The organism is Rathayibacter sp. VKM Ac-2759 (assembly GCF_009834225.1).
Lineage (GTDB): Bacteria > Actinomycetota > Actinomycetes > Actinomycetales > Microbacteriaceae > Rathayibacter.
Map to the genome: position 1 here is coordinate 207,025 of NZ_CP047176.1, position 15,638 is coordinate 222,662.

Here is a 15,638-nt window from a genome sequence, read left to right on the forward strand (position 1 = left end):
GCGACAACTTCTGGACAGTCGCGCACGCCGCCGTCCGCTCAGGCCGATCGAGACTCCAGAAGTTGTCGCACTGGCGCTCGAGTGCGACAACTCCTGGACAGTGGGCGTGAGACCCGGATCCCGGCGTCCACTCCTCAGGAGTTGTCGTACTGGGCACCCGAGTACGACGACTCCTGGAGGGTGGAACGGTTCAGCCGCGCACTCAGCCGAAGTGAGCGGGCAGCACGGCGCCGTTCACGGCGCGCAGCTCGTCGAGCGGGAGCGTGAACAGACCCTGCACCTCGACCACGGGGCTCTCCGCGTCCGTCACGCCGATGCGCAGCACCGGGTAGCCCCGGCCCTCGCACAGCCCGCGGAACTTCACGTCGTCCTCGCGCGGCACCGACACGAGCACGCGGCCCGTCGACTCCGAGAAGAGGGCGGCCGTCGCGTCGACGCCGTCGCGCTCCATCAGCTCGTCCAGCCAGATCCGCACGCCCACGCCGAAGCGCAGTGCCGACTCGGCGAGAGCGACGACGAGTCCGCCGTCGGCGAGGTCGTGCGCGGAGGCGAGCAGCGACTCCGTGGAGCCCGCCGCGATCAGCTCGGCGAGGGCCTTCTCGGCCGCGAGGTCGAGCTGCGGAGGCCGTCCGCCCAGGTGGTCGTGCACGGTCCCGGCCCACGCGGAGCCGTCGAGCTCGTCGCGGGTGACGCCGAGGAGGTACACGTTGTCGCCCTCGTCCTGCCAGCCCGAGGGGATCCTCCGCGCGACGTCGTCGATCACGCCGAGCACGCCGACGACGGGGGTCGGGAAGATCGGCACGTCGCCGGTCTGGTTGTAGAACGAGACGTTGCCGCCGGTGACGGGGATCTCGAGCTCGAGGCACGCGTCGGCGAGGGCGCCGACGGCCTCGCGGAACTGCCACATCACCTCGGGGTTCTCGGGGCTGCCGAAGTTGAGGCAGTCCGAGACGGCGACGGGCGTCGCACCGGTCACGGCGACGTTGCGGAACGCCTCCGCCAGCGCGAGACGAGCGCCCTGCGCCGGGTCGAGCTGGCACCAGCGGCCGTTGGCGTCGGTGGCGACCGCGAAGCCGAGCCCCGACTCCTCGTCGACGCGGATCATGCCTCCGTCGTCGGGGTAGCTGAGCGCCGTGTTGCCGAGCACGTAGCGGTCGTACTGCGAGGTGATCCAGCCCTTGTCGGCGAGGTTCGCCGAGCCGAGCAGCGCGAGGGTCTCGGCGCGCAGCGCATCGCCGTCGCTCGAGCGGGGGAGGCGCGAGGACGAGTCGGCCTGGAGGGCGTCCAGCCACGCCGGGTACTCGATCGGCCGCTCGTAGACCGGGCCGTCGACGGCCACGGTGCGCGGGTCGACGTTGACGATCTCCTCGCCGTGCCAGTGGATGATCAGGCGTCCGGAGTCGGTGACCTCTCCCAGCACGCTGGTCTCGACGTCCCACTTGCCGACGACCTCGAGGAACGCGTCGAGCTTGTCGGGCGTGACGACCGCCATCATCCGCTCCTGCGACTCCGACATGAGGATCTCCTCGGCCGTGAGCGAGGGGTCGCGCAGCAGCACCGAGTCGAGCTCGATGAACATGCCGCCGTCGCCGTTCGAGGCGAGCTCGGAGGTGGCGCAGGAGATGCCCGCGGCGCCGAGATCCTGGATGCCCTCGACCAGGTCCTTGCGGAACAGCTCGAGGCAGCACTCGATGAGCACCTTCTCGGCGAACGGGTCGCCGACCTGCACCGCGGGGCGCTTGGTCGGGCCGCCGTCGGCGAAGGTGTCGGAGGCGAGGATCGACGCGCCGCCGATGCCGTCGCCGCCGGTGCGCGCCCCGAAGAGCACGACCTTGTTGCCGACGCCGCGGGCGTTCGCGAGGTGCAGATCCTCGTGGCGGAGCACGCCGACCGCGAGGGCGTTCACGAGCGGGTTTCCCTGGTAGACGGAGTCGAAGTAGGTCTCGCCGCCGATGTTGGGGAGGCCCAGGCAGTTGCCGTAGAACGAGATGCCGGCGACCACGCCGTGCACGACGCGCGCCGTGTCGGGGTCGTCGATCGCCCCGAAGCGCAGCGCGTCCATGATCGCGACCGGCCGAGCGCCCATCGAGATGATGTCGCGGACGATGCCGCCCACTCCGGTCGCCGCGCCCTGGAACGGCTCGATGTAGCTGGGGTGGTTGTGGCTCTCGATCTTGAAGGTGACGGCCCAGCCCTCGCCGACGTCCACGACTCCGGCGTTCTCGCCCATGCCGACCATGAGGTTCTTCTTCATGGCGGGCGACACCTTCTGCCCGAACTGGCGGAGGTACATCTTCGACGACTTGTACGAGCAGTGCTCGCTCCACATCACCGAGTACATGGCCAGCTCGCCGCTCGTGGGGCGGCGGCCGAGGATCTCGCGGATGCTCGCGTACTCGTCCGGCTTGAGGCCCAGGGCGGCGTAGGGCTGCTCGCGCTCGGGCGTCGCCTCGGCGTTCGCGGTGGTGTCGGGGACGCTGTGTGCCATGGCTCGAGGGCTCCAGGAGAGGGGGGCGGGATGCGCGACGATCCTACCGGCCGCCGGATGCGGGCCAGGGGGAGTCGCCCGCCTAGGCTCGGGCGGGTGAGAGGGACAGCAGTGAGAGGGGCGGCGCTGGTCGCCACCCTGCTCTGGGGGCTCTACCAGTGCTTCGGCAACCTCGGGGCGGCGAACATCTCCTCGGACGAGCCCGTCTACCTCACCGCAGGCTGGGACTACCTGCACGGTGACGTGAGCGCGAACCTCGAGCATCCGCCGACGGCGAAGTACCTGATCGGCGTCGCGCAGGTCGTCCTCGGCGAGGGAGTCGTCGCGGGGCGGGTCGCCGCGGGTGCCGCCGCGTTCCTGACCGGCGTCATCCTGTGGTTCTGGCTCAAGCGCGAGCTGGGCTCCGTCCTGGCGCTCGTGCCGGCCGGCCTGTTCCTCCTGTTCCCGCGGACCACGCCCGACGGCAGCACCCGCATCGACCGGCTCGGCCTGCTCGACCCCTTCATGGTGCTGTTCGCCGTCGGGGCGATGGCGGCGGCGTGGGCCTGGGCGCGACGAGGCCGGTCCGAGGAGCCGGATCGAGGCTGGCTGATCGCGCTCGCCGGCGTCCTCTTCGCGCTCTCCGTCACGTCGAAGCTGCCGACCGCGATGCTGGCGCCCGTGTTCCTCGTGCCGCTGATCATGGTCGGGAGCCGCCGGCGCGCCCTCCGCGGGTTCGTCGCGTTCTCGGCGGCGTTCGCGGTCTCGGCGGTGCTGCTCTACCTGCCCGTGCATCCCGTCGAGGCGATCCGGTACCTCCTCGACTTCCAGTCGGAGCACAATGCCGGCGGCCACCTGATCGACGTCGCAGGGCGGGCCTACCAGTACCCGCCGTGGTGGGCGAACCTCTGGTTCACGGCGGCGGGCACGGGGCCCCTCGCGTTCACGATCCTCGTGGCCGGCTGCGTCCTCGCCCTGTTCGCGCCGCGCCAGCGCGCCCTCGTGCTGTACCTCGGGAGTGCCACCGCCCTCCTCCTGGTGTTCCACCTGCTGATCAGCTCGGTCGCCCTGCCGCACTACTACGAGGCGTGGGCGTGGCTGCTCTGCGCGATCGCCGGGATCGGCATCGCCGAGGCGCTGCGCGGCAGGCTCGCGGTGCCGTTCGCGCGACCCCTGGGCGCGCTGCTGCTCGCCGCCTCCGTCGTGGTCGCGGTGGCGACGTCGGCCGGGATCGCCCAGGAGCGGCCGACCGGGATCGCCCGCGTCTCCGAGGCGCTGCGCGAGCGCGGGCTCGACGAGGGGCTGATCCTCGTGCAGGGGATGTCGTCGGGCCGGTACGCGCCCTACATCGGCGACCGCGTCACGACCGACCCGGACTCCGAGGGGATCGTGGCGATCGCGATCCAGCGGTCGGCGCGCTTCCCCGTCGTCCCGGAGGTCGAGGCCTACCTGGCGACGGACCCGCCGGTGGTGCAGCTCGACGGGCTGACGCTGGTGCTCGGCGCGCCGTGACGCGCGCTCAGGACGAGGTGCACGCCCCCGGGTCGACCGTCGCCGAGAGGCCCGGCGCGTCGGCGGCCACCGGAGCGAGCACCGACAGCGGGATCGCGTAGCCGACGTTGTCGACCGACGCCGCCTTGCCGAAGACGACTCCCGACACCGTGCCGTCGAGCGAGAGCAGCGGGCCGCCCGAGTTGCCCTGGTTCACCACGGCGGCGAGCGTCAGCACCTCCCGCAGCGTGGGCGCGCCGTCGACCATCAGCGAGACGGTCGCATCGGAGGAGACCTCGGCCGAGCCGAGCGTGAGCGGCCCGCCGAACGGGTAGCCGGCCACGACCGCGTCGTCGCCCGCCGCGACCGCGTCGTCGAGGGCGAGCGCAGTCGCGTCCAGGCCGTCGACCGCGATCACCGCGAGGTCGGCGACGGAGTCGACGTAGACGACCCGGCCGGTGCGCGGCGGCTCGCCGGGCGCCTCGACGACGGGCTCCGTCACTCCGGCGACCACGTGGGCATTCGTGACGACGCGGTCGTCGGACACGACGAACCCGCTGCCCGTCACTCCGACATTGCACGCCCACGCGGTGCCGGAGACGCGCACGACCGAGTCGGCCGCCGTCGCGACCTCGGCGTCGTCGGTGGCCACGGCGGGGATGGTCGGCGCCTCCGTCGGCGCGTCGAGCGCCTCGACGACCCACGAGGTGCCCTGGTCGACGACGGTGGACTGCAGCTGGGCGAGGAACGCGCGCACCGGATCCGGCGTCAGATCGTCGATGGTGCGGATGACCGTGGAGCCGGCGACCGACGTGGTCACCAGCGGGACGCCGAGCAGCGAGACGGCCGAGGTGATGGCGATCCAGACGAGTCCGGTGATCGCGACGCCGGCGACGCCCCCTGCGAGGCGGTCGAGCAGCCCGAGCTTGACCTTGTCGGCGCCGCGCCCGATCACCGCGCCGATCGTCGCTCCGAGCGCGTAGCCGATGCCGAGGCAGAGGATCGCCGTGCCGACGACCGCGAGGAGGCGCCATTCGCTGCCCGCGGCCCAGGACGAGACGGCCGGCACGGCGAAGGAGGCGGCGATCGCGCCGGCGACGATGCCCGCGAGCCCGCCGACGGTGCGCAGCAGTCCGCGGCGCAGTCCGTCGACGAGCGCGCCGACGAGGCTGAGCACGACGATGACGTCGACGATCACGGATGCACCCATGCGGGCTCCTCACGGTCGCGGCGGGCGGGGGTCCTCCAGCATGACCGACGGCGGATGCGCGGACGCCCGGAGGAGCCTGCGAGTCGCGGACCGGCGCACCGCGCCTCCGCGCGGCCGGCCCCGCGCCCGGATCAGAAGAACGAGATGCAGTACGGCTCCGCGATCGGCGCGAAGAAGCGGTCGACGCGCTCGCGGTCCTCCACGGCGATGTCGACGGTCCCCGCGCGCGCCAGCGTCGAGGGGCGGACCGACCCGAGCAGCAGCGACCCCAGATCGGCGACGTCCAGCTCGACCGTCGGGGCGTCGGAGGTGCGCTCGACGCGCCCCTCGCCGCCGGAGACCGTGATCCGGTAGCCGCCGTCGACGAGACCGAGCGCGTCGCGCACCGCGAGCACCAGGGTGCCGTCGGTCGTCCACGGGCGCGCGCCGAACGCCGAGGCGACGTCGAGCACGCGGGTCCAGATCAGGTCGGAGACGCCGGTCACCGAGACCACGCGCGGGTCGCGCAGCGCCCAGGCGAGCGGGTCGTCGCCGGGAGCCATGTCCCAGGTCACGGAGGAGGCGAGGTCGACGGCGCCGAGGAAGCCCCAGAGTCCGAGGTACGCGTCGTCGCTCCCCGCGACGAAGTCCACGATCTCGAGGACGCGGTCGTCCTCGTCCGGCCCGGTGGCGCGGTAGGTGACGTAGCCGTCGAGCGTCCCGTCGGTGTCGAGGTGCACGGCCGAGCGGACGTCGCGGCCCGGGTCGGTCGCGCCCGGCTCGGTGCCGACGGCGTTCGCCGCGTAGCGCGACTGGCGGGTGAGCGATCCGGGCGTCCGCGCGTGGAACCGGGCGAACACCTCCTCGACCCGCGACTGCAGCCAGGTGGTCGCGACGACCTCGACGCGGCCGGACGGCTCGACCTGCAGGCCGAACCGCGGGCCGGTGTCGACGCGGACGGTGCGGGTGAAGGCCGAGCGGCCGAAGCCGAAGCGGCGGTAGATCGAGGCCTCGCTGGCGGTGAGGGCGGCGACGGCGGCTCCGCTCTGCTGGGCGAGGCGCAGATCCTCCGTGATCATCGCGCGGAGGATGCCGCGGCGGCGGTGGGTCGCCCGCACCGTCACCTGCGAGACGAGGTGCGCGGCGATCTCGCGCCCGCGGCCGACCTGCAGCGACCCGGGGAAGCCGGCGTAGGTCGCGACGGGCACGCCCGCGCCGTCGAGGCCCTCGGGGGCGGCGGAGTCGAGGACCGCGGTCAGCACGCGGCCGTCGGCGACCATGTGCTCGGCCCAGTCGCGCCACTGCTCGGGCGTGTACTCCTTCTCGTGGAATCCCGCGTTGATCGCGACGCCCCAGGCGGCCGTGGCGGAGTCGGGTCCGCCGTCGGCGGAGAGGGCGGCGGGGAAGCGTCGGAAGTCGAGACCGGGGAGGGACATCCGTCCAGCCTATTGACCGGCCGCGGCCGTCGCCGTCCCGCGCCCCGATCCGGCGCACGCCCGGTGCACCTCCGGCTCGCTGAACCCGGTTCGGCTCGTCGAATCCGTCGGTTCCTGCGAGCCGGACGTGGTTCTACGAGCCGGAGGTCGCGTCAGACCGCCGACCACCGCCGCTCGAGGGCCGCGTCCACCGCGTCCGCGAGCTCGCCGACCCGCGCCGACGCCTCCGGAGCCCCCGCGAGGACCCGCGCGGCCGCCTCCGCCACCGCCGCGCGCCGCCGGGGCAGCGTCGCCGTGAAGGCGCAGTCGCGCAGCAGCAGCAGCGCCCGCTCCACGGGCAGCGTCTCGAGCGGCACCGCCGCCAGCCGCCGCTCGAACGACGACTCCGGTGTCATCACGCGGAGGAACCCCTCCGGATCCTGGAACGCCGTCGGCGGGTCGGGCACCCGGGCGAGCAGGGCCAGCGCGGAGGCGAGCGCGTCGTGATCCCCGCCGGCGACCAGACCGCGCAGCTGCGAGTCGACGTCGGCCGCAGGGCCCGGGCCCAGCGTGACCGCCGCGAGCGCCTCCGCGTCGATCCGCCGCTCCTCCTCCTCGGTCGGGATCGTCTCGATCGACGACCACCACGAGAGCAGCGGAGTCGCGGCCACGGCGAAGTCGCCGGGTCGCCGCTCGAGCGCGATCACCAGGTCGGCGCGGGCGGCGAGGCCGACCAGCGCGCCGAGGTCGACGGCGAGCACCGTGCCCGACGCGGGCGGCAGCACGAGGTGCCGGCCCGACGGGGGCGCGACCTCCGCCCGGGTCCGCGCCCCCGGCCCGCGCGTGCTCGCGCGCAGGATGTCGTCCTCGAGCCCCGTGCCCCGTCGTCGTCCGCTTCCGCGCGCCATGCCGCCACGCTACCGTCGGGCCCATGACCCGATTCGTCGCGCTCCTGCGAGGGGTGAACGTCAACGGCCGCACCGTCCGCAGCGCGGAGCTCGCCGAGACCGTCGCGGCGCTCGGGGTCGAGCGGGTGCGCACCGTCCTCGCGAGCGGCAATGTCGCCTTCGACTCCGATCGCGGGACCGCCGAACTGAAGCCGGCCCTCGAGGCGGCCCTCGGCGAGCGCTTCGGCTACGACGCGTGGATCGTGCTGGTGACGCAGGAGGCGCTTGCCGCGGCCGCGCGCGCGTACCCGTTCCCGCGGATCGACGACGAGGCGCATCCGTACGTCGTCTTCGGCTCCGACCCCGCGGCGCTCGATGCGCTGGAAGCGGCGATCGGCGAGCCGGATCCCGCGATCGAGCTGCTGGCCCGCGGCGACGGAGTCGTCTACTGGCGCTGCCCCCGCGGCTCGTCGACCGACACCCCGGCCGCCAGGGTGCTGGCCCGCGCGGCGTACCGCTCGAGCACGACGACCCGCAACCTCCGCACCGTCGAGAAGCTCGTCACGGCCTGAACGGTCCGGCGTCGGCCGCCTCCGAGGCAGGGCGCCGCCCCGCTACCGCGGGCGCGCGCCCCTCGGTCGTGACGACGCTCGCGGCTGAGAACCCGCACATTCTTTGGTTAGGCTGTCCTTAGTGCTCGACCCGTGACGGGCTCGGACGCCCCCCATGATCAACCTCCGAAAGGGAACGATGCCCCGCGCCACGAAGCCGCTCGCGCTGCTCGCCACTGCTCTGCTCACCGTCGGCCTCGCCGGCTGCTCCTCCGCCGCGACCGGCGCCGAGGAGGCGTCGAGCGGATTCACGCCGATCACGATCGAGCACGCCCTCGGCACGACGACCATCGAGGCGCAGCCCGAGCGCGTGGCGACCGTCAACTGGGCCAACCACGAGGTCCCCCTCGCCCTGGGCGTCGTCCCGGTCGGCATGGCCGCCGCCAACTTCGGCGACGACGACGGCGACGGGCTCCTGCCCTGGGTGAGTGAGAAGCTCGACGAGCTCGGCGGCGAGACCCCCGTCCTCTTCGACGAGACCGACGGCATCGACTTCGAGGCCGTGGCCGACACCCGGCCCGACGTGATCCTCGCCGCCTACTCCGGCCTGACGCAGGAGGACTACGACACCCTCAGCGAGATCGCTCCCGTCGTGGCGTACCCCGAGACCGCGTGGGGCACCTCCTGGCGCGACACGATCACGCTCAACAGCGAGGCGATGGGCAGGGCCGACGAGGGCGCCGCGCTCATCTCGGACCTCGAGGCCGAGATCGAGGAGAAGGTCGCCGAGCACCCGCAGCTCGCCGACACCTCGGCGATGTTCCTCACCCACGTCGACCCGTCCGACCTCAGCCAGGTCAGCTTCTACACGACGCACGACACCCGCCCCGCGTTCTTCGCCGACCTCGGCCTGACGACTCCCGAGAGCATCGCCACCGCATCGGCCTCGACCGAGAAGTTCTCGCTCACGCAGAGCGCCGAGCAGGCCGACGCGTTCAGCGACGTCGACGTGATCGTGACCTACGGCGACGACGAGCTCGTCGACACGCTCAAGGCCGACCCGCTGCTCTCGCAGATCCCCGCCGTCGCGAACGACGCCATCGTGCGCCTGCCCTCCACGCCGCTCGGCACCGCCGCGAACCCGACCCCGCTGTCGATCTCGTGGGTCCTCGACGACTACCTCGACCTGCTGGCCGAGGCCGCGGACAAGGCGGAGTAGCGGACGACGCCGAGCAGCAGCGTCCCCGCGTGACCCTCACCACCCCGGCCGTCTCGGGTGCCGCCGCCGTGCGGCGCCCGAGGCGTCGGCGCGCCCTCTGGCTGCTCGTCGCGGTCGTCGTGCTCGCCGCGGTCGCGGTGCTGTCGGTGACCGTCGGGTCGCGCGAGGTGTCGTGGGCCGACGTGGTCGCGGCCCTCGGAGGCTCCACCGACGGCTTCGAGCAGGCCGCGGTCGCCAAGCGCCTGCCGCGCACCCTCCTCGCCGCGATCGCCGGAGCGGCGCTCGGCGTGGCCGGCGTGCTGATGCAGGGAGTCACGCGCAACCCGCTGGCCGATCCCGGCATCCTCGGCGTCAACACCGGGGCCTCGCTGGCGGTCGTCACCGGCATCGTCTTCTTCGGCCTCGACACCGCGACCGGCTACATCTGGGTCGCGATCGCGGGGGCGGCGCTCGCCGCGGTCTTCGTCTACACCGTGGGCTCGCTCGGGCGCGGGGGAGCGACTCCGCTGAAGCTCGCGCTCGCCGGCGCCGCCACCTCGGCGGCCCTCGTGTCGCTGATCAGCGCGATCGTCCTCCCGCGCGCCGACCTCGCGGGCGGGATCCGGTCGTGGCAGATCGGCGGCGTCGGCGGCGGCACGTACGCGAGCATCGGCCAGGTGCTCCCGTTCCTGGTCGTCGGCGCCGTGCTCTGCGTCCTGTCGGCGAAGAGCCTCAACACGCTCGCCCTCGGCGACGAGCTCGCGGCGGGCCTCGGCGAGCGGGTGGCCGTCGCGCGCGGTGCCGCAGCGCTCGGCGCCGTCGTGCTCTGCGGAGCGACCACCGCGGTCACCGGGCCGATCGGCTTCGTGGGCCTCGTCGTGCCGCACGCGTGCCGCCTCCTCGTCGGTGTCGACCACCGGTGGCTGCTGCCGTTCTCGGCGGTCACCGGCGCGGTCCTGCTCACGGGAGCGGACATCGTCGGCCGCCTGGTCGCGCGGCCGAGCGAGATCGACGTCGGCATCATCACGGCGATCATCGGCGCGCCCGTGTTCATCGCGATCGTCCGCCGGCAGAAGGTGCGGGAGCTGTGACGACCCTGAGCCCCACCGCCCTGGCCGTCGCCGCCGGCCGTCGTCGCCGCGGTGGCCGGCGCCGCGTCGTCGTGCTCGTCCTCGCGATCCTCCTCGTGGCCGCGTTCGCCGTCTCGCTGCTCGTCGGCCAGACCGTCTACTCGCCGGGCGAGGTCCTCCGCGTGATCGCCGGCGAGCAGGTGCCCGGAGCGACGTTCACCGTCGGCCGCCTCCGCCTCCCGCGCGCGGTCCTCGCCGTCCTCGTCGGCCTCTGCTTCGGCCTGGGCGGCGTCAGCTTCCAGACCATGCTCCGCAACCCGCTCGCGAGCCCCGACATCATCGGCATCAGCGCCGGCGCGGGCGCGGCCGCGGCCTTCGCCATCGTCACGCTCTCGCTCGGATCCACGCAGGTCTCGGTCCTCGCGATCACCGCGGGCCTCGTGGTCGCCCTGATCGTCTACGCCCTCGCGTACCGGAGCGGCGTCGCGGGCGCGCGTCTGATCCTGATCGGCATCGGCGTCGCGGCGATGCTCGACAGCCTCACGGCGTACGTCCTCACCCAGGCCGCCGCGTGGGATCTGCAGGAGGCCACGCGCTGGCTGACCGGGAGCCTGAACGGCGCGAGCTGGGGCGAGGTCGTCCCCGTGCTGATCGCGGTGGTCGTGCTCGCTCCGGTGCTGCTCTCGCGCTCGCGCGACCTCGTCGCGACGCAGCTGGGCGACGACACCGCCTCCGCCCTCGGCATCCGCGTGAACGCCACGCGCCTGATCGTCATCGTCGCCGCCGTCGGGCTGATCGCCTTCGCGACCGCCGCCGCCGGCCCGATAGCGTTCGTGGCCTTCCTCGCCGGCCCGATCGCCGCGCGCCTCGTCGGCCCCGGCGCCTCCCTGCTCGTCCCGTCGGCCCTGGTCGGCGCGCTGCTCGTCGTCGTCGCCGACTTCGTCGGGCAGTTCGCCCTCGACGTCCGCTATCCCGTCGGAGTCGTCACCGGCGTCCTCGGCGCCCCCTACCTCATCTACTTGATCGTCCGGAGCAACCGGTCGGGAGGATCGCTGTGACCGCTGAGCACACCCTGGTCGTCGAGGATCTGACCCTCGGCTACGGCGACCGCACCGTCGTCACCGGCCTCGATCTCGTCGTGCCGCCCGGCCGCATCACCGCGATCGTCGGCGCGAACGCCTGCGGCAAGTCGACCCTCCTCCGCTCGATGTCGCGCCTGCTCGCCCCGCGCGCGGGCACCGTGCTCCTCGACGGCAAGGCCGTGCACCGGACGCCCGCGAAGCAGCTCGCCCGCACCCTGGGCCTGCTCCCGCAGTCGCCGATCGCCCCGGAGGGGATCACCGTCGCCGATCTCGTCGGCCGCGGCCGCCATCCCCACCAGGGACTGCTCAGCAGGTGGAGCGCCCACGACGACGAGGCCGTCGCCACCGCGCTGGACGCGACCGACACCGCCGCCCTCGCCGACCGCGCGGTGGACGAGCTCTCCGGCGGCCAGCGCCAGCGGGTGTGGATCGCGATGGCACTCGCGCAGGAGACGGACCTGCTGCTGCTCGACGAGCCGACGACGTTCCTCGACGTCAGCCACCAGATCGAGGTGCTCGACCTGCTCGTCGACCTCAACCGCAGCCGCGGCACGACGGTCGTGATGGTGCTGCACGACCTCAACCTCGCGGCGCGCTACGCCGACCAGCTCGTGGCGCTCGCGGGCGGCGCGGTGCACGCCTCCGGGACCCCGGCCGAGGTGCTCACCGAGGAGACGGTGCTCGCCGTCTTCGGCCTCGACAGCCGGATCATCACCGACCCCACCTCGGGGACGCCGCTGATGCTGCCCCTCGGCCGCCACCGGCTCGCCCCGGACCCGCAGACGTAGGGCTGGATCGCCCGAACGCGCGAGGATCCCGCGACTCCTCGGTGTCGGCCTCCGCTGCGCCTCGTGGCGCGTTCGGCGGCGCGCAGGTGTCCGACATGTAAACGGTTCCAGGAGGCGGCTGCGCGGCCGATACGATACCTTCCAGTCCTCGGCGGACGGCCGCCGCCGGCGGATCCCGCCGCACCCGAGACCCGATCCGAGAGCCTCCCGCCGTGACTGCTTCCCCGACGCGCCCCGACGCCTCCGCCCTCCGCGGTCTCCGGGCGCTCCTGTTCGACCTCGACGGCGTGCTCACCCCGACCGCCGACGTGCACATGCACGCCTGGGCGAGGCTGTTCACGCCCTACCTCGAGTCGAAGGGCATCGAGGGCGGCTACACCGACGCCGACTACTTCCGCTACATCGACGGCCGCCCGCGCTACGACGGCGTCCGCGCGCTGCTCGCCTCCCGCGGACTCACCCTGCCCGAGGGCACCCCGGCCGACGACCCCGCGCTCGAGACCGTCTGCGGTCTCGGCAACCGAAAGAACGCCGCCTTCAACGCCACCCTCGACGAGGAGGGCGTCGCCCCGTACCCCGGCTCTCTGGCGTTCCTCGACGCCGCGATCGCCGCGGGCGTCCAGGTCGCCGTCGTCACGTCCTCGCGCAACGGCGTCCCCGTGCTCGAGGCCGCCGGCCTCCGCGACCGCTTCGAGATCGTCGTCGACGGCCTGCTCGCCGCCGACCGCGGCATCGCCGGCAAGCCCGCCCCGGACACCTACCTCTACGCCGCCGAGCTCCTCGGCCGGAGCGCCGCCGAGTGCGTCGTCGTCGAGGACGCCCACTCCGGAGTCGCCGCGGGTCGCGCGGGCGCCTTCGGCCTGGTCGTCGGCGTCGACCGCGGAGTCGGCGCCGAGACCCTGCTCGAGCACGGCGCCGACATCGTCGTCGACGACCTCGCAGAGCTGCTCCCCTTCCTCCCCACCGCCCCCGCCCCCGAGGACGCCGCATGAACCCCATCACCTCCGACCCGCTCGACCGCAACCGCTTCCCGGTCGACGAGTGGGCCCTCGTCGAGACCGAGTTCGCGACCGAGCTCCAGGGCCGCACCGAGACGCTCTTCGCCACCGGCAACGGCTACCTCGGGCTGCGCGGCAACGTCGAGGAGGGCCGCGACGGCTACGCCTACGGCACCTTCATCAACGGCTTCCACGAGACCTGGGCGATCCGGCACGCCGAGGAGGCGTTCGGCTTCGCCCGCGTGGGGCAGACCATCGTCAACGTCCCCGACGCCAAGATCATCCGCCTCTACGTCGACGACGAGCCGTTCGTGCTGAGCGAGGCCGACGTCCTCGCCTACACGCGCCGCCTCGACTTCGCGAACGGCGTGCTCACCCGCGAGATCGAGTGGCGGACGCCGTCGGGCAAGCGAGTCCTGATCCGCGCGCGACGCCTCGTGTCGTTCACCGACCGCCACCTCGCGATCCTCGACTACGAGGTCGAGATGATCGACGACGACGCGTCGGTGCTCATCTCGAGCCAGATCCTCAACCGCCAGGACGGCGTCGACGAGTACCACGCGCCCTCGGGCAGCGAGGGCGCCGGCTTCGACCCGCGCAAGGCCGAGTCCTTCGAGGACCGCGTGCTCCAGCCGCGCCTGAAGCGGGTCAACGGCACCCGCTACCTCCTCGGCTACCGCACCACCAACTCCGGGATGACCATCGCCTGCGGCGCCGAGCACGTGCTCGAGACCGAGAACGAGTGGGACCAGACCTCGCAGATCGACGACGACCTCGCCAAGCACGTCTACCGCGTGAAGGCGAAGGCGGGTGTGCCGGTCCGCCTCGTCAAGACGCTGACCTACCACACCTCCCGCGGGGTGCCCGTGCGCGAGCTCGCCGACCGCTGCGACCGCACGCTCGACCGCGCCCGCGAGACGCCGGTCGAGGAGCAGTTCACCAAGCAGCGCGAGTGGCTCGACGACTTCTGGCAGCGCTCGGACGTGCAGATCGACGGCCAGCCTGCTATCCAGCAGGCCACCCGCTGGAACCTCTTCCAGCTCGCGCAGTCGACGGCCCGCACCGACGGGGGCGGCGTCGCGGCGAAGGGCGTCTCGGGCTCCGGATACGGCGGCCACTACTTCTGGGACACCGAGGTCTACGTCCTCCCGTTCCTCAGCTACACCGCGCCGCTCGTCGCGCGGAACGCGCTGCGCTTCCGGCAGAACATGCTCGAGGCGGCCCGTGCCCGCGCCGCCGAGCTCAACCAGCGCGGTGCCCTGTTCCCCTGGCGCACGATCAACGGCCAGGAGTCGTCGGCGTACTACGCCGCCGGCACCGCGCAGTACCACATCGACGCCGACATCTCCTACGCGCTCATGCAGTACGTGGGCGCGACCGGCGACGACGACTTCCTCGCCCGCGGCGCGATCGACATCCTCGTCGAGACCGCGCGGATGTGGGCCGACCTCGGCTTCTGGCGCAGCAACGGAGACGACCACTTCCACATTCACGGAGTGACGGGTCCCGACGAGTACACGACCGTCGTCAACGACAACCTGTACACGAACGTCATGGCGCGCTCGAACCTCCGGGCCGCGGCGCGCGCCGTCGAGCTGCTGAAGGCGGTCGAGCCCGCGGCGTTCGAGCGGATGGTCGCGCGACTCCACGTCGACGAGGACGAGGTCATCGAGTGGGCCCGCGCGGCCGACAAGATGCACATCCCGTTCGACGAGCGGGCCGGGATCCACCCGCAGGATGCGGCGTTCCTCGAGAAGGAGCTCTGGGACCTCGAGAACACCCCCGCGAGCAAGCGCCCGCTGCTGCTGCACTTCCACCCGCTGGTCATCTACCGGTTCCAGGTGCTGAAGCAGGCCGACGTCGTGCTCGCTCTGCTGCTGCAGGGCAACGAGTTCACCGCCGAGCAGAAGCGCGCCGACTTCGAGTACTACGACGCGCTGACCACGGGCGACTCGACGCTCTCGGCCGTCGTGCAGTCGATCATCGCGGCCGAGGTGGGCTACACCGAGCTGTCGCGGCACTACTTCCTGTCCGCGCTGTTCGTCGACCTCGCCGATCTGCACCGCAACACGGCCGACGGCATCCACGTCGCCTCGACCGGCGGCGTGTGGAGTGCGCTGGTCTACGGCTTCGGCGGGATGCGCGACCACGGCGGCCGCATCACGCTCGACCCGCGCCTCCCGGACGACTGGGAGCGCCTGACCTTCCGCATCACGCTGCACGGCACCCGCGTGCGCGTCGAGGTGGCGCAGGAGTCGGTGCTCCTCACGGTCGAGACCGGCGACGCCGCCTCGATCACCGTCCGCGACGAGCGCGTCCACGTCGAGGCCGGCAACCCGGTCCGCGTCGGGCTCGGCCACCAGGGCCCGCGCCTGATCGGGGCACCCACCACCTCCGACATCGAGGGCACCCGCCGCTCCGACGGCACGGTGATCACGGCGTCCATCCCGACGATCACGATGGCCTCGGAGCCCGAGGTGATGACGGGGCCGTAGGTCCCGA

The 15,638-nt window shown here is 73.0% G+C and carries 12 protein-coding genes; 8 read left to right on the forward strand and 4 right to left on the reverse strand.

What is annotated here, in order from left to right; translation table 11 throughout:
• Window positions 1-202 precede the first annotated feature (202 nt).
• Window positions 203-2,488 (reverse strand): phosphoribosylformylglycinamidine synthase subunit PurL, encoded by a 2,286-nt coding sequence (gene purL / locus GSU68_RS00990; protein ID WP_159905275.1) that lies wholly within the window; start codon window positions 2,486-2,488, stop codon window positions 203-205.
• A gap of 96 nt (window positions 2,489-2,584) precedes the next feature.
• Between purL and GSU68_RS00995 the strand changes: the two genes are divergently transcribed.
• Entirely contained in the window at window positions 2,585-3,979 is a 1,395-nt protein-coding gene (locus tag GSU68_RS00995; protein ID WP_159905276.1) for a glycosyltransferase family 39 protein, read from the forward strand.
• Between the two features lie 7 nt (window positions 3,980-3,986).
• Here GSU68_RS00995 and GSU68_RS01000 read toward each other — a convergent pair whose 3' ends face one another.
• The 3 genes from GSU68_RS01000 to GSU68_RS01010 all read right to left on the reverse strand — a co-directional run bounded on the left by GSU68_RS01000 (window position 3,987) and on the right by GSU68_RS01010 (window position 7,470).
• Window positions 3,987-5,168 (reverse strand): MarP family serine protease, encoded by a 1,182-nt coding sequence (locus GSU68_RS01000; RefSeq protein ID WP_159905277.1) that lies wholly within the window; start codon window positions 5,166-5,168, stop codon window positions 3,987-3,989.
• 131 nt (window positions 5,169-5,299) lie between these two features.
• Entirely contained in the window at window positions 5,300-6,583 is a 1,284-nt protein-coding gene (locus tag GSU68_RS01005; protein WP_159905278.1) for a GNAT family N-acetyltransferase, read from the reverse strand.
• Window positions 6,584-6,735: 152 nt separating this feature from the next.
• Window positions 6,736-7,470 (reverse strand): DUF2254 family protein, encoded by a 735-nt coding sequence (locus GSU68_RS01010; protein WP_159905279.1) that lies wholly within the window; start codon window positions 7,468-7,470, stop codon window positions 6,736-6,738.
• Between the two features lie 23 nt (window positions 7,471-7,493).
• Here GSU68_RS01010 and GSU68_RS01015 point away from each other — a divergent pair, with 23 nt between their 5' ends.
• The 7 genes from GSU68_RS01015 to GSU68_RS01045 all read left to right on the forward strand — a co-directional run bounded on the left by GSU68_RS01015 (window position 7,494) and on the right by GSU68_RS01045 (window position 15,631).
• Window positions 7,494-8,021, forward strand: a complete 528-nt coding sequence (locus GSU68_RS01015; protein ID WP_159905280.1) for a DUF1697 domain-containing protein — start codon at window positions 7,494-7,496, stop codon at window positions 8,019-8,021.
• A 154-nt stretch (window positions 8,022-8,175) separates the two neighbouring features.
• Complete coding sequence (locus GSU68_RS01020) at window positions 8,176-9,219, forward strand: iron-siderophore ABC transporter substrate-binding protein (RefSeq protein ID WP_244259351.1); 1,044 nt, start codon at window positions 8,176-8,178, stop codon at window positions 9,217-9,219.
• A gap of 29 nt (window positions 9,220-9,248) precedes the next feature.
• On the forward strand, window positions 9,249-10,289 hold the full coding sequence (locus GSU68_RS01025) for an iron ABC transporter permease (protein ID WP_159905281.1): 1,041 nt from the start codon (window positions 9,249-9,251) through the stop codon (window positions 10,287-10,289).
• 5 nt (window positions 10,290-10,294) lie between these two features.
• Window positions 10,295-11,326 carry an iron chelate uptake ABC transporter family permease subunit gene (locus tag GSU68_RS01030; protein ID WP_244259521.1) on the forward strand — a complete coding sequence of 344 codons (1,032 nt, stop codon included), beginning with the start codon at window positions 10,295-10,297 and terminating at the stop codon, window positions 11,324-11,326.
• A complete protein-coding gene (locus GSU68_RS01035) occupies window positions 11,323-12,138 on the forward strand; it encodes an ABC transporter ATP-binding protein (RefSeq protein WP_159905283.1) in 816 nt (271 codons plus the stop codon). The genes GSU68_RS01030 and GSU68_RS01035 overlap by 4 nt, the downstream gene beginning before the upstream one ends.
• A gap of 314 nt (window positions 12,139-12,452) precedes the next feature.
• Entirely contained in the window at window positions 12,453-13,130 is a 678-nt protein-coding gene (locus tag GSU68_RS01040; protein ID WP_244259522.1) for an HAD-IA family hydrolase, read from the forward strand.
• Window positions 13,127-15,631 (forward strand): glycosyl hydrolase family 65 protein, encoded by a 2,505-nt coding sequence (locus GSU68_RS01045; RefSeq protein ID WP_159905285.1) that lies wholly within the window; start codon window positions 13,127-13,129, stop codon window positions 15,629-15,631. Before GSU68_RS01040 ends, GSU68_RS01045 begins: the two co-directional genes overlap by 4 nt.
• The last annotated feature ends 7 nt before the right edge of the window (window positions 15,632-15,638 follow it).